The 17,419-nt window shown below is 41.3% G+C and carries 18 protein-coding genes; 9 read left to right on the top strand and 9 right to left on the bottom strand.

The features are described from left to right. Nucleotides 1-537 carry a heavy-metal-associated domain-containing protein gene (locus AQ505_RS00575; RefSeq protein WP_062546382.1) on the bottom strand — a complete coding sequence of 179 codons (537 nt, stop codon included), beginning with the start codon at nt 535-537 and terminating at the stop codon, nt 1-3. Between the two features lie 104 nt (nt 538-641). After that, complete coding sequence (locus AQ505_RS00570) at nt 642-1,040, bottom strand: HYC_CC_PP family protein (protein WP_062546381.1); 399 nt, start codon at nt 1,038-1,040, stop codon at nt 642-644. A 94-nt stretch (nt 1,041-1,134) separates the two neighbouring features. On the opposite strand from AQ505_RS00570, the gene AQ505_RS00565 reads away from it, so the two are divergent. The 4 genes from AQ505_RS00565 to AQ505_RS00550 all read left to right on the top strand — a co-directional run bounded on the left by AQ505_RS00565 (nt 1,135) and on the right by AQ505_RS00550 (nt 4,992). Further along, nucleotides 1,135-1,854, top strand: a complete 720-nt coding sequence (locus AQ505_RS00565) for a peptidylprolyl isomerase (RefSeq protein WP_082461368.1) — start codon at nt 1,135-1,137, stop codon at nt 1,852-1,854. Nucleotides 1,855-1,940: 86 nt separating this feature from the next. Further along, entirely contained in the window at nt 1,941-2,711 is a 771-nt protein-coding gene (locus tag AQ505_RS00560) for an exodeoxyribonuclease III (RefSeq protein WP_062546379.1), read from the top strand. Between the two features lie 11 nt (nt 2,712-2,722). Further along, on the top strand, nt 2,723-3,967 hold the full coding sequence (gene hutI / locus AQ505_RS00555) for an imidazolonepropionase (protein WP_062546378.1): 1,245 nt from the start codon (nt 2,723-2,725) through the stop codon (nt 3,965-3,967). Then, nucleotides 3,967-4,992, top strand: coding sequence for a formimidoylglutamase (locus tag AQ505_RS00550; protein ID WP_062546377.1), 1,026 nt, complete (start codon nt 3,967-3,969; stop codon nt 4,990-4,992). The genes hutI and AQ505_RS00550 overlap by 1 nt, the downstream gene beginning before the upstream one ends. 28 nt (nt 4,993-5,020) lie before the next feature. On the opposite strand, the gene AQ505_RS00545 is transcribed toward AQ505_RS00550, so the two are convergent. The 6 genes from AQ505_RS00545 to AQ505_RS00520 all read right to left on the bottom strand — a co-directional run bounded on the left by AQ505_RS00545 (nt 5,021) and on the right by AQ505_RS00520 (nt 11,200). Then, a complete protein-coding gene (locus AQ505_RS00545; protein WP_062546376.1) occupies nt 5,021-5,587 on the bottom strand; it encodes a 5-formyltetrahydrofolate cyclo-ligase in 567 nt (188 codons plus the stop codon). A 392-nt stretch (nt 5,588-5,979) separates the two neighbouring features. Next, nucleotides 5,980-6,594 (bottom strand): ABC transporter ATP-binding protein, encoded by a 615-nt coding sequence (locus AQ505_RS00540; RefSeq protein ID WP_062546375.1) that lies wholly within the window; start codon nt 6,592-6,594, stop codon nt 5,980-5,982. A 9-nt stretch (nt 6,595-6,603) separates the two neighbouring features. Further along, nucleotides 6,604-7,389 carry an acyl-ACP--UDP-N-acetylglucosamine O-acyltransferase gene (gene lpxA / locus AQ505_RS00535; protein ID WP_062546374.1) on the bottom strand — a complete coding sequence of 262 codons (786 nt, stop codon included), beginning with the start codon at nt 7,387-7,389 and terminating at the stop codon, nt 6,604-6,606. Next, nucleotides 7,386-8,798, bottom strand: a complete 1,413-nt coding sequence (locus AQ505_RS00530; RefSeq protein ID WP_062546373.1) for a bifunctional UDP-3-O-[3-hydroxymyristoyl] N-acetylglucosamine deacetylase/3-hydroxyacyl-ACP dehydratase — start codon at nt 8,796-8,798, stop codon at nt 7,386-7,388. The genes lpxA and AQ505_RS00530 overlap by 4 nt, the downstream gene beginning before the upstream one ends. Beyond that, a complete protein-coding gene (lpxD, locus tag AQ505_RS00525) occupies nt 8,798-9,871 on the bottom strand; it encodes a UDP-3-O-(3-hydroxymyristoyl)glucosamine N-acyltransferase (protein ID WP_062546372.1) in 1,074 nt (357 codons plus the stop codon). Before lpxD ends, AQ505_RS00530 begins: the two co-directional genes overlap by 1 nt. 105 nt (nt 9,872-9,976) lie before the next feature. Next, nucleotides 9,977-11,200 carry an HD domain-containing protein gene (locus tag AQ505_RS00520; protein WP_062546371.1) on the bottom strand — a complete coding sequence of 408 codons (1,224 nt, stop codon included), beginning with the start codon at nt 11,198-11,200 and terminating at the stop codon, nt 9,977-9,979. Nucleotides 11,201-11,306: 106 nt separating this feature from the next. Here AQ505_RS00520 and AQ505_RS00515 point away from each other — a divergent pair, with 106 nt between their 5' ends. From AQ505_RS00515 to AQ505_RS00500, 4 genes are all read left to right on the top strand, one after another. Continuing rightward, nucleotides 11,307-12,863 carry a T9SS response regulator signal transducer PorX gene (locus AQ505_RS00515; protein ID WP_062546370.1) on the top strand — a complete coding sequence of 519 codons (1,557 nt, stop codon included), beginning with the start codon at nt 11,307-11,309 and terminating at the stop codon, nt 12,861-12,863. A gap of 193 nt (nt 12,864-13,056) precedes the next feature. After that, entirely contained in the window at nt 13,057-13,473 is a 417-nt protein-coding gene (tsaE, locus tag AQ505_RS00510) for a tRNA (adenosine(37)-N6)-threonylcarbamoyltransferase complex ATPase subunit type 1 TsaE (RefSeq protein WP_062546369.1), read from the top strand. Nucleotides 13,474-13,535: 62 nt separating this feature from the next. Further along, nucleotides 13,536-14,762, top strand: coding sequence for an alanine dehydrogenase (locus tag AQ505_RS00505; RefSeq protein ID WP_062546368.1), 1,227 nt, complete (start codon nt 13,536-13,538; stop codon nt 14,760-14,762). A gap of 3 nt (nt 14,763-14,765) precedes the next feature. Continuing rightward, nucleotides 14,766-15,452 (top strand): M15 family metallopeptidase, encoded by a 687-nt coding sequence (locus AQ505_RS00500; RefSeq protein WP_062546367.1) that lies wholly within the window; start codon nt 14,766-14,768, stop codon nt 15,450-15,452. Here the strand turns inward: AQ505_RS00500 and AQ505_RS00495 are convergent. Continuing rightward, nucleotides 15,447-15,950 (bottom strand): SixA phosphatase family protein, encoded by a 504-nt coding sequence (locus AQ505_RS00495; protein ID WP_062546366.1) that lies wholly within the window; start codon nt 15,948-15,950, stop codon nt 15,447-15,449. The two genes, AQ505_RS00500 and AQ505_RS00495, sit on opposite strands and share 6 nt — an antisense overlap. Nucleotides 15,951-16,123: 173 nt before the next feature. Here AQ505_RS00495 and AQ505_RS00490 point away from each other — a divergent pair, with 173 nt between their 5' ends. Beyond that, complete coding sequence (locus AQ505_RS00490) at nt 16,124-17,374, top strand: aspartyl protease family protein (RefSeq protein WP_062546365.1); 1,251 nt, start codon at nt 16,124-16,126, stop codon at nt 17,372-17,374. Nucleotides 17,375-17,419 lie beyond the last annotated feature (45 nt).

Below are 17,419 nucleotides of genomic sequence, written 5' to 3'. Positions count from 1 at the left end.
TTAGGTGCTTAAGTGATAAATACGTGTTTTCTTACCGTTTACCAGACCTTCACCATTCGCATAAGTATCAGATTTCAATTGGGCAGCTTTTTTCTTGAATGCCGAACCAGAAATAAAGTTTTTGTCGACCACCGTTGCCGTTACTGGTCCGTTTAAGATCTGATTTTTCTGATTTAAAAACTGGTAAACATTGTTCCCGGCAGTAGCCAGTCCTTTATCATCTACCTTAGTATTGTTAAAGTTGAAAACGGCAGTTAGGTTCCCTACAGAGAATCCTGCAGCTTCTACTTTCTTTCTAATCTGGTCGATGTTTACCGCTTTATCCTTCTTAAAAGTAATGGCAAATAGGTTTTTATTCAAATCCGGCTCAATCGCTTCTACGAAATCTAAAGTTCTCAAAGACTTTTCAGTAGCCTGAGAACACATAGAGCAGGTTAAACCGGTTACCTGTAACTCAGCAGTAGTAATTTGCTGTGCAGATGCTTTACCTGCGATTAAAACGATAGAAAATAGGATTAGATTTTTAATAGTATTCATGTGGATATAACTTAGTGTTAATAATAAACTCGTTGACAGCGAAATACGAACGCGTCAAAGCCCTCAGGGCAAGCTTGCCGCAAGGAAAATAAATTATTCCTGGTTTAATTTCTGAATATGCAGTTGAAAGCGTGAAGAGAGAGAATGGAAGAAAGTGGCGGTGCCTTATTTTCTACTCTGCTGAATAACGTAGGAAGCAATTGTCTGAAAACCTCTGCAATCATTGGACTAAAGAACATTTCCAGGCTAAAATCCATTGGAAGCTTGACTTTCGACCCTACCTGATGGCTGTCTTTAATCTTCGCTTCAATCGATTTGTCCTTACAGCAATCGCCAGAAAGCTGCTTCTTTTCCGATGCTTTACAGGCACTGCAACTGGCAGTTTCTATCCAGCGAATCTCGGAAAGTTTGCCCCCACAAAAGTGCATATTCAATGCAAATCCGATCATCGTGATCAGATAAAATGCACATAGGCCCAGTGTAAGTTTTTGTCGCAGTTTCATGTTTTAACAAAAATAGTCATAATTGTGAGAGAAAACGACTGACCCTTTTAATAAAGCAGATTTACCTTAACTTAGCCCTAAATTTGACTAAATAATGAAGAAATTCTGTATACTGATCTTGTGTCTTTGCTTCAGCACCGCATTTGCTGCAAAGCCAAAACACCAATATGTAAGGCTAAAAACCGACCAGGGAGAATGTATTATCATGCTCTACAATGAGACCCCGCTGCACCGGGACAACTTTCTGAAATTGACAAAGAAAGGCGTTTATAACAACACTTTATTCCACAGAGTGATCAAGAATTTCATGATTCAGGGTGGCGATCCGAGCACTAAAAATGCGAAACCCGGACAGCAGCTTGGAGAAGGAAGCGTTGGCTATACTGTTCCTGCGGAATTCCGCGATAGCCTGTTCCATAAAAAAGGCGTATTAGCGGCTGCCCGCGACGACAATCCAGAAAAGGCCTCCAGCGGCAGTCAGTTTTACCTGGTTCAGGGCCGCAAGTTTACTGATGAGGAATTGGACATGACAGAAACAAAAAGGTTAAAAGCAAAAATCCCGGCATATCAGCGCGAAGTTTATAAAACGATTGGCGGCGTACCACACCTGGACCGCAATTATACCGTTTATGGAGAAGTGGTGAGAGGGATCGACCTGATTGACCAGGTAGCTGGCGTTGAAACCGACAAAAATGACCGTCCAACAGTAGATGTAAAAATGACAATTACTGTTTTGAAACGTTCTGAGGCCAAAAAACTGGAGAAAGAAATGAAACGGCAGGAAGAATTAATGACCGGGGTTTCGGCTTATTAAACAGTCCTTTAAGCAGCCCCTCATCCACAACACTGAGCAAATAATTTTAGCAGTCTCTTCAAAGACATTATAACACAACAATTCTGATGAAAATCATTTCTTACAACGTCAACGGCATACGTTCTGCCACTACAAAAAATTTCATTGGCTGGTTACAGACTACCGATGCCGACATGGTTTGCCTGCAGGAAGTTAAAGCATTGCCGATCCAAATTCCAGAAATCCTGGTCTTAATCGAACAGCTCGGCTACCACCATTACTGGTTTCCGGCAGAAAAAAAAGGATACAGCGGCGTGGCCATTTTAACAAAAATAAAACCTAATCATGTAGAATATGGCTGTAGAGAAGAATGGATTGACAAAGAAGGACGTATTCTCCGCGCAGATTTCGACACGTTCTCCTTAATGAGTGTGTACCTGCCATCTGGCTCCAGTGGGGACGATAGACAGGTTAAAAAGTATGAATTTATGCGCTTTTTTGACAACTATATCGGAGAATTGAAGAAAGAGCATCCCAATCTGATCATTTCCGGAGATTACAACATCTGTCATACGGCGATCGACATTCATAATCCAAAATCTAACGCAAATTCCTCAGGATTTCTACCAGAAGAAAGAGAGTGGATGGAAATGTTCCTGACAAATGGCTTTATTGACACTTTCAGACATTTCAACAAGGATCCGCACCATTATACCTGGTGGAGTTTCAGAGCCGGTTCCAGAGGAAAGAACCTGGGTTGGCGTATCGATTATCATTTGGCAAGTAAACCAATGTTGAAAAGACTAAAAAACGTGACTATTTTAGCAGATGCCGTTCATTCTGACCATTGTCCGGTGATGTTAGAACTAAACACTTAACCGCTTTAACCATGGCTTCATTACTCATCACCCACATCGGAATCCTCGTTGGCTTACATGCTAAAGGGCTAAAGATGCTCAGGGGTGCCGAAATGGCACAGCTTCCTCTTTTGGAAAATGCCTGGCTCCTCTGTGAAGAAGGGCTGATCAGTGACTTTGGAACTATGGATGCCCTCCCGCTTCAATTGCCAAATGAGCTGGAAACATGGTCTGCGGAAGGTGGTTATGTACTGCCTTCCTGGTGTGACTCCCATTCTCATATCGTTTTCGCTGCCCCCAGGGAAGAAGAATTCGTTATGAAAATTGCAGGGAAAAGTTATGAAGAGATTGCTGCCGCGGGAGGTGGAATCCTAAATTCCGCAGCAAAAATGCAAACCGCAGAAGAAGAAGCCCTTTTTGAAGCGGCTTCCCTGCGCTTAAACGATGTGATCCGCCAAGGTACCGGCGCTATGGAGATTAAAAGCGGTTATGGCCTGTCTTTAGACAGTGAACTGAAAATGCTGCGGGTCATCCGCCGACTAAAAGAAAGTTTTCCGATTCCGGTAAAAGCCAGTTTTCTAGCCGCTCACGCCTTTCCCCTTGCTTATAAAAATGACCATCAGGGATATATTTCACTGATTATAGATCAAATGCTGCCAAAAATTGCTGAGGAAGGTCTGGCAGATTATATGGATGTATTTTGTGAGCAAGGATTTTTCTCCGTTGAGGAGACAGATCAATTGCTGACTGCCGCAGCAAAACATGGCCTCAAACCAAAAATCCATGCGAATCAGCTTTCCATATCAGGAGGTGTACAAATCGGCGTACAGCATCAGGCTGTTTCTGTAGACCATCTGGAAGCCACCGATGAGGCTGCAATCGCAAGCCTGACTGCAGGAAACACCATAGCCACCCTATTGCCCTCCTGTTCTTTTTATCTGGGTATTCCATTTGCCAATGCACGTGCATTAATTCAAGCCAATGCCCCTGTAGCACTTGCCAGCGACTATAACCCAGGATCTACCCCTTCGGGCAATATGAATTTTGTGCTGTCTTTAGGCTGTATCAAATTAAAAATGCTGCCAGAAGAAGCTATAAATGCCTGTACGCTAAACGGAGCGGCAGCAATGGAACTGAGTGCCCTGACGGGTAGCATTACGAAAGGAAAAAAAGCGAACCTGATCATTACCAGGCCACTATCATCTCTGGCTTTTCTGCCTTACAGTTTCGGGCAATCACAGATAAAAAAGATCATCCTTAACGGTAAAATCTACTAATGGAAGCCTTAAAAATATACGATAAAGCGAGAATTTCAGCGCTGGTCAATTCAAGAGCGGGCGAAAGCAAAATTGGCGAACAGTTACTCCTATTTTCCGGATGGGAGCAATTGAAAGACAGCCCTGCTTCTTTTGTGCTGCTGGGTATTCCAGAAGACATTGGCGTTCGCGCCAACCATGGCATTGCCGGTGCAGCTACAGCCTGGATTCCGGCATTAAAAGCTTTATTAAATACACAAAGCACCCATTTTTTATCAGGAAATGAATTAATGGTGCTCGGACATTTTGAATTTCCAGATCCAGAAAAAAAAAATTTAGAGCACATCAATTCGGAAAACATCAGCCTGAAAAACACCAATATCGAGAATATCGAGCTTGAAAACGCGGTTGCCGACATTGATGAACAAGTTTATCCAGTCATTCAAAAAATCATAGCAGCAGGAAAAACGCCCATCATTATCGGCGGAGGTCATAACAATGCATATCCTATTCTTAAAGGATGCTCCATGGGCTTTGAAAAACAAATGGATGTGCTGAACATAGATGCCCATGCGGATCTTCGTCCTGCAAAAGGCAGACACAGCGGAAATGGCTTTAGTTATGCCTTAAAACATGGATTTCTACAGCATTATTCCATTTTCGGCCTGCATCAAAATTATAACAACAGCGCTATTTTAACTGAAATTTCGAAAAACCAGCATATAAATGCTGTGTTTTTTGAGGACTTGTTAAGTATAGACCACAGTTACCTGATTGAATTGCAGCCCATGCTTTCTGGCTTAACCAATCCCACTGGATTGGAAATAGACCTTGACTGCGTAGAAAACATACTCTCCAGCGCTTTTACTCCCTCAGGATTCCATCTTAACGACCTCAGGAAGATCATCCTTCAAACGAAGAAAAAATTCGCCTATATGCACGTATGTGAAGGTGCCGCCAAAATGAGCGACGGCAGAGAAAGTACTGCTACCGCAAAAGCCATTGCTTATCTGGTGACCGACTTTATCAAGTCACAGCACCATTGAGGCATAAAGCAGGTGAAAAGATAATTCATTATATCGGGAAAACGTAAGTCTGATTTGGCGTAATACAACGATCAAGTTGCACATCATGCTCGTTGACATTGTCAATTTCAACCAATTCATCTAATAACGACAGGCCGATCTTTTCCGTTCTTATTCCTTGTAAGAAACGGTCATAGAAGCCCTTTCCATACCCTACACGGTACCCATTTCGATCAAACGCAATCAAAGGCACAATCACCATCTGTATCTCTCCTTCATGAACTTTTGCCTTCGGAGGCTCCAGAATCTGATAGGCGTTCATTTCCAGATCGTCCATTCCCTCAAAATAATGATGTGTCATTAATGAAGTTTCAAAATCCGCCCTTGGCACCACAATTCTAATCTCCGCATGATGCACTTTCAGCCAATTGATGATCAAAAAAGTATCCGGTTCATTCTGGGACTTAATGGGTAGAAAAATATGAAGGGTTTTAACCTTGGATAGGTCGAGCAACTTAAACTGCTCCAGTAACTGTTCAGTAAGTTCCTGCACTTTTTCTGGAGAAAGCCCCTTTCTAATGGGCAAAATTTGTTTTCTGATGCTCGCTTTATCCATATCTATTTTTGCTGATTCCAAAACCCAGCAGCTGTATTAGGAAGCTCAAGATACAAAAAAAGAGAAAATGAACGGTATGGGCGCTGCCATTGGAGAAAAAAATCCTGTAAAAAAAGATGGCTTCGGGAACCACTCCGAAGCCACAATCAACCTAAACCTAAAACTAAACTATGAAAATTCTTATTTTATTATCTTTATATATTTCCCCTGTTTTCACAGGTTCGTATTTTATCATTTTATCTGAAATATTACTGACCCTCAGGTCGTTATTTCGTTCTGCAAAGGTAAATACTATTTTTGAATCTCACAATAGTATTTTAAAAAAATATTTATTTATACGCTTTTCTTCGTTTAAATGCCTTTCAAGGGCGAAAAAAAATGAAAACATGACATTATTTATAGTCAGTTACCTGGAGGAAATGCTCGCAAAATGAATACTCGACCTCCTGATTTGACCCTACTATGACTAATCTTTCGTCGGTAAAATCAGCGATTAAGCGCAAATACCAGTCTACCCCCTGTTGATCAAGGTTAGAAGTTGGCTCATCTAAAAGCAAAATTGGAGTACTGCTGCAAAAGGCTAAAGCGAGTTTGGTACGCTGTTTCATTCCCGAAGAGAAGTATTTTAAAGCCTTATCCTGCGACTTCTCCAGTCCCAGCAGCGCTAACACCTTTTCTTTGGTCATGTCCTTGTACAGCCCTTTAAATTTGAAATGGAAATCTATCGTCTCTTCGAGCGTAAACTCTTCGATTAAATCGAGGTAAGGTGCGGCGAAACTGAGGTGTTGATAGATATTTTCGACGGGAACAATTTTCTCCCTCTGATAACTGATTAAGCCTTCAGAAGGAGATAAATTACCGAGAATCATGCTCAATAAGGTCGACTTTCCCGAACCATTTGGTCCTAGGATAGCGTAAGTACCAGGGGCCTTGAATTCATAACTGAGGTTACGAAAAATCCACTCCTGGTTGAACCGTCTTCCGGCCTTATCTAAACTGATTTTCATCAATATGTATTAGCTACCAGAACCAAAGCCTTTCATCACCCCTCTGTTCGAGTTTCTGATGAATTCTAAGATTTCGTCTCTGATTTCTGTAGGTGCGAATTCTGCTTCAATCATATCCAATGCTTTGCTCACATTGTTATGTTTCACAAATAAAACGCGGTAGATTTCCTGGATTTCATTGATTTGTTCTGAAGAAAAACCTCTTCTTCTTAAACCAACAGAGTTGATCCCTGCATAAGAAAGCGGCTCACGAGCTGCTTTCACATACGGCGGCACATCTTTCCTCACCAATGAACCACCGGTTACAAAGGCATGAGAACCCACTTTTACAAACTGGTGGATCGCTACCAAACCAGCAAGAACCACATAATCACCAATAGTGATGTGGCCTGCAAGTGTAGTGCTGTTAGAGAAAATACAATGATCACCTACCTCACAATCGTGGGCAATGTGTGAATACGCTTGAATCAGACAGTTGCTGCCGATCACCGTTTTCCATTTATCTTTTGTACCTCTATTGATGGTTACACACTCTCTAATCGTGGTATTATCGCCAATTTCTGCAGTGGTTACTTCTCCTGCAAACTTAAGATCCTGTGGTACTCCAGAGATCACTGATCCTGGAAATACCCGACAATTCTTACCGATTCTGGCGCCATCCATGATGACTACATTTGACCCGATCCAGGTACCTTCCCCAATTTCTACATCCTTGTGTATTACTGCAAAAGGCTCAATTACTACATTATCGGCAATTTTTGCCTGCGGATGTATATACGCTAAGGGTTGTATCATGATACGGTTTCGCTTTCTTTTACTTTAACAATTTGGGCCATCATTTCTGCTTCCACCACTACTTTACCACCTACCATGCCGACACCTTTCATCTGAGCGATACCTCTTCTGATGGGCTCCATTAAGTCACATCTGAACACGATCGTATCACCAGGAGAAACCTGGGCTCTAAAACGTACATTGTCAATTTTCAAAAACAAAGTCAGGTAATTTCTTGGATCTTCAACGGTACTTAATACTAAAATACCACCGGTTTGTGCCATTGCTTCGATCTGGATTACCCCCGGAAATACCGGTGCCCCTGGGAAGTGTCCTTTAAAGAATTCTTCGTTCATCGTCACATTTTTAACACCAACTACGTGTGTTTTAGACAATTCCAAAATTTTATCGATAAATAGGAACGGTTGTCTGTGTGGCAGAATATCCATAATCTGTACCACATCATATAGAGGTTTTACAGATGGATCATAGATATGCTGTACTTTTTTATTTTTCTCTTTTTTTATAGCTGCTTTGATTTTCTTCGCAAAAGCCACGTTGGCAGCATGTCCAGGACGTGCAGCCATGATATGACCTTTTAAATGCACCCCTACCAAGGCAAGGTCGCCGATCATATCCAACAATTTATGTCTTGCAGGCTCATTCTGGTACCGCAATTCCATATTATTTAAAATGCCTTGAGGAGCCACTTCTATAGCGCTTCTATTGAAGATTTTCGCCAGGTGGTCTAACTCTTCTTTAGTCACTTCTTTATCAACGATCACGATGGCGTTGTTCAAATCTCCCCCTTTAATCAGGTTATTTTGAAGCTGGTACTCCAATTCGTGGAGGAAACAGAAGGTTCTGCAGGAAGCAATTTCTTTCTTAAATTCTGCAATGCTGGAAATTCCAGCATGCTGACTACCTAAAACAGGAGAATTATAGTCGATCATACAGGTGAATCTGTAATCGTCTAATGGCATTGCCACTATCTCCACTTTTCTATCTGGTTCTGTATAAGTAATGTTATGAGGAATCGTGAAATACTCACGGTCTACACTTTGTAACTGGGCACCTACACTTTCCAGTGCTTCCAGGAACATAATCGCGCTGCCATCCATGATTGGCGTTTCCGGGCCGTCTAACTTAATCAAAACGTTATCCAGGTCCATTCCCACCAACGAGGCCATTACATGTTCTACTGTACTGATACTAGCGCCATTTTGAGAAATTGTAGTTCCTCTTGCCGTGTCCGTAACGTTGTCACAATCAGCATCCACAATCGGACTACCCGGTAAATCGGTTCTTTGAAATTTAAATCCGTGATTTTCTGGTGCCGGACAAAAAGTAAGCGTCACATTTGCTCCGGTATGCAGGCCTACACCTGATACAGAAACTTCGCCTTTTATGGTTTTTTGCTTCACATTCATTATTTTGCTATTGTGCTGTTTTGTTCAATTATTGCTTTGAGTTCTGAGATCGTATTTTCTAATGCCCCGATACGTTTTTCAACGCTTGGCAATTGTTTGAAGATCACTGAAGCCCTCATCCAGTCTCTTAAAGGCTGTGCGGGACTGCCATGCCATTGTTTAAATTCGGTGGTGATATTGAAGTTGATTCCTGCCTGAGCACCAATCTGAGTTCCTTTTGCAAGGCTTAGGTGACCGGCAATACCAACTTGCCCGCCAATAACCGAATTTTCACCGATTTTTGTGCTGCCAGAGATTCCGGTTTGTGCGGCCACTACAGTATGAGCACCTACATCCACATTATGTGCGATTTGAATCAGATTGTCCAGTTTTACTCCTTTTCTAATGAAAGTAGAGCCCATTGTTGCCCGGTCTATCGCCGTATTTGCGCCAATCTCGACGTCGTCTTCAATCACCACATTTCCGATCTGTGCAATCTTCGTATATGTGCCATCTGGTTGCGGCGCAAAGCCGAAACCGTCACTGCCAATTACGGTATTTGCATGAATAACGATGTTATCGCCAAGTACAGAACGGTTGTATATTTTTACGCCAGGAAAAATCTGACAATTGTTTCCAATTAGGGTATCTGCCCCTACGAATACCTGCGACTGGATCTTGGTATCATTACCAATCACCACATTTTCACTGATATAACTGAAAGCTGCAATAAATACATTCTTACCAATTTTTGCAGAAGGATGGATGAAACATGGCTGTTCAATACCTGACTGCGCATTCATCTGATTGATCACTTCATTGTATTTCTCCAGTAACACTGAAAACGCACTGTAAGGATCAGCCACTTTAATCAAAGTGCTCTCTATAGGCTGAGACGGAAAAAAATCATTCCCTACGATGACAACTGAAGCCTTCGTGGAGTATAAATAGTTTTCATATTTAGGATTAGACAAAAAACATAAAGACCCAGCAGTACCATTTTCTATCTTAGAAAGTTCTGTTACCTTAGCATTTTCATCGCCTTCAATGGTGCCATCTATAAATTCGCTTATCTGCTTGGCAGTAAATTGCATCGTACAAAGTTAAGTGTTAAATTGATATGAACAAATAAACCTATTTAGGTTATCTCTGCGCAATCTAAAAACGGGATTAAAAATTAATTATTTTGTTAAAAAATGCTAAATCATTCTGGGATAGCACAGTATATGTTTGGTTACAGTTTTATCTAAAGATTCTAAATTAGATAAATCTGATGCTTTTGCAATATCAATAATGGTATTATTTTTCATCAGGATATTGATATTTCCACTTCCTGCGTTATATGCGCGGTTTTCTATCTGATCTGTAAAGACAAAATAGCCGACCTCCTGAGGGTTAAGCTGTAGGCTTTCAGCAGCTTTTTCTTTCAGTTTTTGAACGCGTTCCGGATCCGGCGCTTCCGAGCTGATCTCTACTTTATAGAGGTTGCGGCTGATAAACATGGTACATAACTGCGATAAAATCGGATCATGCTGCTCCCTCCAAACCTTTACTGAGGTGAAAATATCCTGATCGTCTAGCTTGGAAAATGCCTCCAGGTGAACTTCATCCCGGAAAAATTCTTGTTTATTAACATCGTTTTTTAGGAAATGCTGCAGTGCTGGTGTGGCAAAAAGCGTTTCGCCCCTGCCGGAAAGTTCCTTGGCGCGCTCCAGTATTCTAACCAGTAAATATTCGCCGGCTACCACAGTTTTATGAAGATATACCTGCCAATACATCAGCCTCCTTGCAATCAGGAAGTTTTCAATGGAATAAATGCCTTTCTCTTCGATCACCAATTCTCCATCCAATACATTGAACATCTTAATGATGCGGTCGAAACTGATCACACCCTCGCTTACGCCAGTAAAAAAGCTATCCCGGTTGAGGTAATCCATGCGGTCCAGATCCAGTTGACCGGAAACCAGCTGCGGAAGGAATTTTTTAGGATAATCGCCTTTAAAGATATTGATGGCCATGGTTAGTCGGCCACCGAACTCCACATTTAGCTTTTCCATGATCAGCATAGAAATGGCTTCGTGGTGAATTCCGTTCACCAGCGTATGTTCCAGCGCATGAGAAAAAGGCCCATGTCCAATGTCATGCAGCAGAATGGCAATTGTGGCCGCTTCTTCCTCTTCTCTGCTGATAGCCTGGCCTTTACTTTTCAGGATTTCCAAAGCGAGGCTCATTAAATGCATTGCGCCAAGCGCATGATGAAACCTGGTGTGCAGGGCTCCTGGGTACACCAAATGGGTCATCCCCAATTGCTTGATATACCGCAACCGCTGAAAGTATGGGTGTGAGATCAAGTCAAACACGATTTCAGAGGGGATATTTATGAAGCCATAGACCGGGTCATTTATGATTTTCTTTTTATTCAATCCTTACAAATAAAATTATACGGTACAAAAATTGCTATTTTTATCCATACTAAGAAAGAGAAATACTTTTTTGAAAGATTTAATTTTATTTTATATAAGTACAGCAATGCAGGAAACCAAAATTTTATGGGCCGACGATGAGATCAACTTATTAAAACCACATATACTATTACTAAATGAAAAAGGATACCATGTAACCACTTTCACTAATGGCAACGATGCACTGGAAGCCTTTGGTAAAGAGCACTTTGACCTGGTGTTTCTAGATGAAAATATGCCCGGATTAACCGGATTGGAAACCCTTACCGCCATCAAGAATATCAGAAATGATGTACCAGTGGTATTGATCACCAAAAGTGAAGAAGAAAACTTAATGGAAGATGCGATTGGTTCTAAAATAGACGACTATCTGATTAAGCCAGTGAACCCAAAACAAGTATTATTGACCATTAAAAAGATCATTGACAATAAGCGTTTAGTCAGCGAAAAGACATCAATGGCCTATCAGCAAGATTTCCGTCGACTAGGAATGACCTTGAACGACAGGTTGAGTTATGAAGAATGGGTAGACGTTTATAAGAAACTGGTTTTCTGGGAATTGGAACTTGAAAAACTCGATGATCCACAGATGCATGAGATCCTGACGATGCAAAAATCAGAGGCCAATGCACAGTTTTCAAAATTCATTGAAGACCATTATCTGGGTTGGGTTAATGGCAAAGAAAAAGCGCCGTTATTATCAAATGAACTCTTGAAAAGAAAAGCTTTTCCTCTCATTACAGATAGCAACGTGCCCGTGTTTTTCATCCTGATTGACAATTTACGTTATGACCAGTGGAAAATTATCAATCCATTAATTACGGAGCATTTCCGCCTGGAAGAAGAAGATACCTATTCTAGCATTCTGCCAACAGCTACTCAATATGCGAGAAATTCGATATTTTCTGGTCTGATGCCATTAGAAATGGAGAAACGCTTCCCTAAATTATGGCAGAATGACGATGATGAGGGTGGGAAAAATTTACATGAAAGCACTTTCTTAACGGAAAATATCAAAAGAACGCTGCGTAAAGATTACAAACACAGCTATCATAAAATCCTTACTTATGATGACGGGAAGGCTTTAAATGAACAAGTGAATAACCTGCTTCAAAACGATTTTAATGCCATCGTATACAATTTCGTAGACATGCTTTCTCATGCCCGTACAGACATGCAGATGATTCGTGAGCTGGCCAATGATGACGCCGCCTACCGTTCGCTTACCCTGTCCTGGTTTGAGCACTCTCCTTTGATGGAACTCTTGAAAAAAATTGCCCAGAAAAAGGTGAAACTGGTGATTACTACCGACCATGGAACGATTCGTGTAAAACATGCCAGTAAGGTAATCGGCGATAGAAATACAAATACAAACTTGCGCTACAAACAAGGTAGGAACCTGAATTACAATGCAAAAGAGGTGTTTTTAATTAAAAATCCACATGAAGCACAGTTGCCTAAGATCAACATTAGCTCTAACTATATTTTCGCGAAAGAAGATCGTTATTTCGTCTATCAGAACAACTATAATCAGTTTGTAAATTACTACAATGAGACTTTCCAGCATGGTGGAATCTCTCTGGAGGAAATGATCATTCCAGTGGCAACTTACAGTTCAAAATAAAAACGGGAAGTGTTCGGGAAGAGAAGGGCCTTATAATAGATACTCTTCCCGACTACCATACGACCTTCAGCGCAACTTGTGATCGACACATAGATTTACCTTACAATTTCCGTAAACTTCTAAAAATTCTTAGTTTTGGATTTAAGGAAATTCGCTGCGAAGGAAATATCCCTGATCGATATAAAACAATAAAATGGAAATTGAGGTTAAAAATATAGCCGGCCTGGACGAGGCAGCACAGAAAGTATTAGAATTTGCTCAAAATGAGCATTTTTTCATCTTTGAAGGAGATATGGGTGCCGGAAAAACGACTTTCATCAAAGCGCTGGCGAAAGCATTAGGTGTCACTGATGTAGTATCTAGTCCTACTTTTTCTATTGTCAATGAATATGAAGGAAAAGACGGCATCATCTATCATTTTGATTTTTACAGGCTCAAAAATCTTCAGGAAGCTTATGACATCGGGTATGAAGAATATTTCTACTCGGAAAATATCTGCCTGATTGAATGGCCGGAAAAAGTGGAAGAATTACTTCCTGAACATTACGTTAAAATCGAAATCACCGCACCTGGAGAAACAGAAAGATTACTATCAATTTCCAAAATTTAAATTGTAAATACACTTATTTTCAGGTATTTTGCTTAATTTGAGGACATATATCTATAAATAAAATGGCTACAGGATTACGGGAAGGAATGGCCTCTATTGCTCAAAAAGGACTGATACAGCCCAAAGAGACCATGTCGGAAATCAACAAAAAAACCAATAGTCTTTATATTGGCATTCCAAAGGAAATTTCATTTCAGGAAAACAGGATCGCATTAACCCCATTGTCTGTTGCTTTGCTGATCAATAACGGTCACCGGGTAATTATTGAAAGTGGTGCTGGAGTTGGCGCTAATTTCTCCGACAATGATTACAGTGAGCAGGGTGCCACCATTTCTTTTCATAAGAAAAGTGTATTTGAAGCAGATATACTGGTTAAGATTGCCCCCCCAACCCTGGAGGAGATTGGCATGATGCATAAAGGGCAAACGCTTATCTCTGCCTTGCAGATGGGTGGATTAAAAGAAAACTACCTGAAAGCTTTATTGAACAAAAAGATCAATGCCCTCTGTTTTGAAAACCTCCGCGATGAAGGTGGGATTTTAAGTGTGGTGAGGGCCATGAGTGAAATTGTTGGCGCAACCTCGATTTTTATAGCAGCAGAATATCTGAGCTCCGCAACCGGGGGCAAAGGATTGATGCTTGGCGGCTTCACAGGGGTCCCGCCAACCGAAGTGGTCATTTTAGGGGCCGGAACTGTCGGAGAATACGCCGCGCGTACGGCATTATCTCTGGGTGCGGAAGTAAAAGTGTTCGACAGCTCCCTATACCGCCTTAGAAGGCTTCAAAACAACTTAGGAAGCAGGGTCTTCACTTCGGTGATGCAACCCATCGTTTTAGGCAAGGCAATTACCACCTGTGATGTGGTGATCGGTGCAATTCGTGCCAATCATGGTCGAAGCCCTTGTATTGTGATGGAAGAAATGGTAATGCGCATGAAACCACATTCGGTAGTCATCGATGTGAGCATTGACCAGGGCGGCTGCTTCGAAACTTCCGAAGTAACCAACCACAGCAATCCTGTATTTAGAAAACATGAGGTGATTCACTACTGTGTTCCGAACATTGCTTCTCGGGTACCAAGAACAGCCTCTTATGCACTGACGAATATTTTTGCTCCAATCTTATTAGACATCGGCGACCTTGGCGGCCTGACCGGTGTGATCTGGAGTAAACCCGGAATCAGAGAAGCACTCTATATCTATCAGGGACACCTGACAAATAAAGACCTGGCCAGTATGTTTAACCTTCCCTATAAGGATATTGAACTCCTGGTGGTTTCTAATCAATAGAAAATGATACAATCCATTTGTCTTCTATTGTGGAGTTCGTTATTTTGCCAGGAACCTGCTGCAGAAAAAAAAACCATTTCAAAACCTTTAAAAGTCGTACATAGTTTTACTGCCTACGAACGGATTTATCGGCAGGATCCAAATCAGGAGCTGCTGGAGCTGAAAAAAGAAATTCCAGGCTTGGTCCTGGACATTCGATATGCGACTACAAATAATTTCATGAAGCTCGCCGTTTATAAACAAGCGAGAGCTTTTGCCAGAAGACCTGTGGTAATGCAGTTGAAAAAGGTACAAGCTGTTTTAGCAAAAAAAGGATACACTTTGAAAATTTATGATGCCTACCGCCCTTATACTGCTACAAAAATCCTCTACCAGAAAGCGAGCAATAAAAATTTTGTCGCCAATCCCAAAACTGGGTCCAGGCACAATAGAGGCTGCGCCCTCGACCTCACATTAGTCTACTTGAAAACTGGAAAAGAACTGGAAATGCCAACTCCTTATGACAGTTTTTCGCCATTGGCTGCCTCAAATTACCAACAGTTGCCTGCTGCTGTATTGAAAAACCGAAGCCTGCTCACAAAGGTGATGCAAGACCATGGTTTCCGTGTATTGTCAAACGAGTGGTGGCATTTTGATTTTCAGGGTTATAAAAATTATGACCTGCTAGACATTCCTTTTGAAAAGTTATAGCTTTCCAAAATGTCCTTCTTGTAGCTTTACCCGGTCACCCTTAATCTCGATCAGAAAAATATGGCTGTATTCATCTTCAGTAATTTCTTTCAATGTACTCGTCGCCTTAAACGCAGCAATGATCCCCAAAAGTCGGTTAGAATGCCCGCAAATAACGATGTTTTTTCCTTTATAGGTATTTAAAATGGTATCCGCTAATGCCTGGTAAGCGGTAGATTTATACAGCTGTAAAGGCAATTGCTGTGCTGCTGCCAAAGGGGCCAATGTTCCTCTTGTCCTCTTATAGTCGGTACTAAATAAAGCGGCCATTTTATTTCCTTTCAGGTATTTTGACAGAGCGATTGCCCGTTCTTCTCCTGCTTTGCTTAGGGCAGGATCTTTATCTGCAGGGTCTTCCAGGTTCTTTTCTCCATGTCTGACAATCCAGATTTTTGTAGTTTGGCCCTGTAAACTGTAGCTGGCCGTGAAAAGCAGCAGTAATAATAACAAACGTTTCATTGTGATCGGATTAGTGTTAAAATTTCTTTTAATCTCAGCCCTAAACGAGGCTAATGTTGTTCTCGCTTAAAGATAAGCGAACCAGACAAAATCCCTGCGGTTATCTGTTAAATAAGTTTTGTTTTTATGCTTAAATATAATTTTCTTAGGAACTAATTTATTAAATTAGATCAATGAAACGGCTAGTATGCGCGATGAAATTAACAGGACTTAAAATCCTGCTGCTCTTCCTGACCATCGCTATGACTTTAAAGTCCGGTTATGCCCAAAATTTCGAGTTTTCAAATGATCGGAAGAAAGATGCCATCAATATGATCCTGATTAAAAATCTGGTGATTATCCCTGTGTACATCAATAATAAAGGGCCATTTAACTTCATTCTAGACACTGGAGTTGGACCAATGATCATCTCCGACCCCAGTTTAACCGATAGCTTAAATATCAAAGATTTAAGAACCATCAAAATCTCCGGCTTGGGTAAAGGCGGTGAAATTGAAGCGTATGTAACCACTTCATTGGAAGCAAGAATTGGCAAAGCTACGCTGGAACATATCCCAACGGCGGTATTAAAAGAAGATTTGTTCCGCTTGTCCAGCTATGTAGGTATGCCAATTAATGGATTATTGGGCTATCACTTTTTCAAAAGTTTCATTGTAGAACTTAAATATTCGAATAAAAGAGTCGTTTTTTACCTGCCTTCTTATGGTAAAAAGATCAAGGGAGAAAGGATTGCTTTGGAAATGATCAACGACAAGCCTTATGCAAAAATAGAAATTGAGTCCCCGGAACTAGGTGCTTTAACCTTAAATATGTTGGTCGACAATGGCGCCAGTCATGCGATCTCTCTGGAAATCCTAGATAAAAAACCCTTCCCTTTACCTCCTGTTTCCATCCTTGCCAATCTGGGGATGGGCCTTGGTGGTCCCATTAGCGGGAGCATTGGCAGGGTCCCCATCGTTAGAATCGGCTCTTTTCAATTGCAAGAGGTGCTCAGCTCCTATCCAAAGTACGAGGACGTTGCCGGCAAGGTGTTGCTCCATGACCGGAATGGAAATCTGGGCGCTGATATATTGAGTCGATTTGATGTCACTTTTGATTATGCCGACAATGCCATGTACCTTCGAAAAAACGGGAACTTTAACCGTCCATTTCAGCACGATATGGCTGGAATGGAGATCTATTCAGATGACACTCAGCTCAAACGCTATTATATTGGCAGAATTGAACCCGACTCTCCTGCAGAAACAGGTGGATTGGAAGCAGAGGACGAGATCATCTTTTTGAATTTCCTGCCCGCCAGCAGTTATTCTTTAACAGAAATCAATAAGGTTTTCCGCGAAGGAAACGATAGAACCGTTGTGGTTACGATCTTAAGGAAGGGCCTGCTCAACATTAAGGTGATAAAACTGAAACAAAGAATATAAAATCTGGTGATTCTTATAACTTTGCCATCTGATTTAATCCATTAC

Origin of the sequence: Pedobacter sp. PACM 27299 (assembly GCF_001412655.1) — a bacterium.
Lineage (GTDB): Bacteria > Bacteroidota > Bacteroidia > Sphingobacteriales > Sphingobacteriaceae > Pedobacter.
Note: the sequence above shows the minus strand (reverse complement) of the source record. Positions and strands in the feature narration are given on the sequence as shown.

Coding starts and splice junctions, on each gene's coding strand:
- AQ505_RS00575 (WP_062546382.1), bottom strand. CDS start 537: ATGAATACTATTAAAAATCTAATCCTATTTTCTATCGTTTTAATCGCA.
- AQ505_RS00570 (WP_062546381.1), bottom strand. CDS start 1,040: ATGAAACTGCGACAAAAACTTACACTGGGCCTATGTGCATTTTATCTG.
- AQ505_RS00565 (WP_082461368.1), top strand. CDS start 1,135: ATGAAGAAATTCTGTATACTGATCTTGTGTCTTTGCTTCAGCACCGCA.
- AQ505_RS00560 (WP_062546379.1), top strand. CDS start 1,941: ATGAAAATCATTTCTTACAACGTCAACGGCATACGTTCTGCCACTACA.
- hutI (WP_062546378.1), top strand. CDS start 2,723: ATGGCTTCATTACTCATCACCCACATCGGAATCCTCGTTGGCTTACAT.
- AQ505_RS00550 (WP_062546377.1), top strand. CDS start 3,967: ATGGAAGCCTTAAAAATATACGATAAAGCGAGAATTTCAGCGCTGGTC.
- AQ505_RS00545 (WP_062546376.1), bottom strand. CDS start 5,587: ATGGATAAAGCGAGCATCAGAAAACAAATTTTGCCCATTAGAAAGGGG.
- AQ505_RS00540 (WP_062546375.1), bottom strand. CDS start 6,594: ATGAAAATCAGTTTAGATAAGGCCGGAAGACGGTTCAACCAGGAGTGG.
- lpxA (WP_062546374.1), bottom strand. CDS start 7,389: ATGATACAACCCTTAGCGTATATACATCCGCAGGCAAAAATTGCCGAT.
- AQ505_RS00530 (WP_062546373.1), bottom strand. CDS start 8,798: ATGAATGTGAAGCAAAAAACCATAAAAGGCGAAGTTTCTGTATCAGGT.
- lpxD (WP_062546372.1), bottom strand. CDS start 9,871: ATGCAATTTACTGCCAAGCAGATAAGCGAATTTATAGATGGCACCATT.
- AQ505_RS00515 (WP_062546370.1), top strand. CDS start 11,307: ATGCAGGAAACCAAAATTTTATGGGCCGACGATGAGATCAACTTATTA.
- tsaE (WP_062546369.1), top strand. CDS start 13,057: ATGGAAATTGAGGTTAAAAATATAGCCGGCCTGGACGAGGCAGCACAG.
- AQ505_RS00505 (WP_062546368.1), top strand. CDS start 13,536: ATGGCTACAGGATTACGGGAAGGAATGGCCTCTATTGCTCAAAAAGGA.
- AQ505_RS00500 (WP_062546367.1), top strand. CDS start 14,766: ATGATACAATCCATTTGTCTTCTATTGTGGAGTTCGTTATTTTGCCAG.
- AQ505_RS00495 (WP_062546366.1), bottom strand. CDS start 15,950: ATGAAACGTTTGTTATTATTACTGCTGCTTTTCACGGCCAGCTACAGT.
- AQ505_RS00490 (WP_062546365.1), top strand. CDS start 16,124: ATGAAACGGCTAGTATGCGCGATGAAATTAACAGGACTTAAAATCCTG.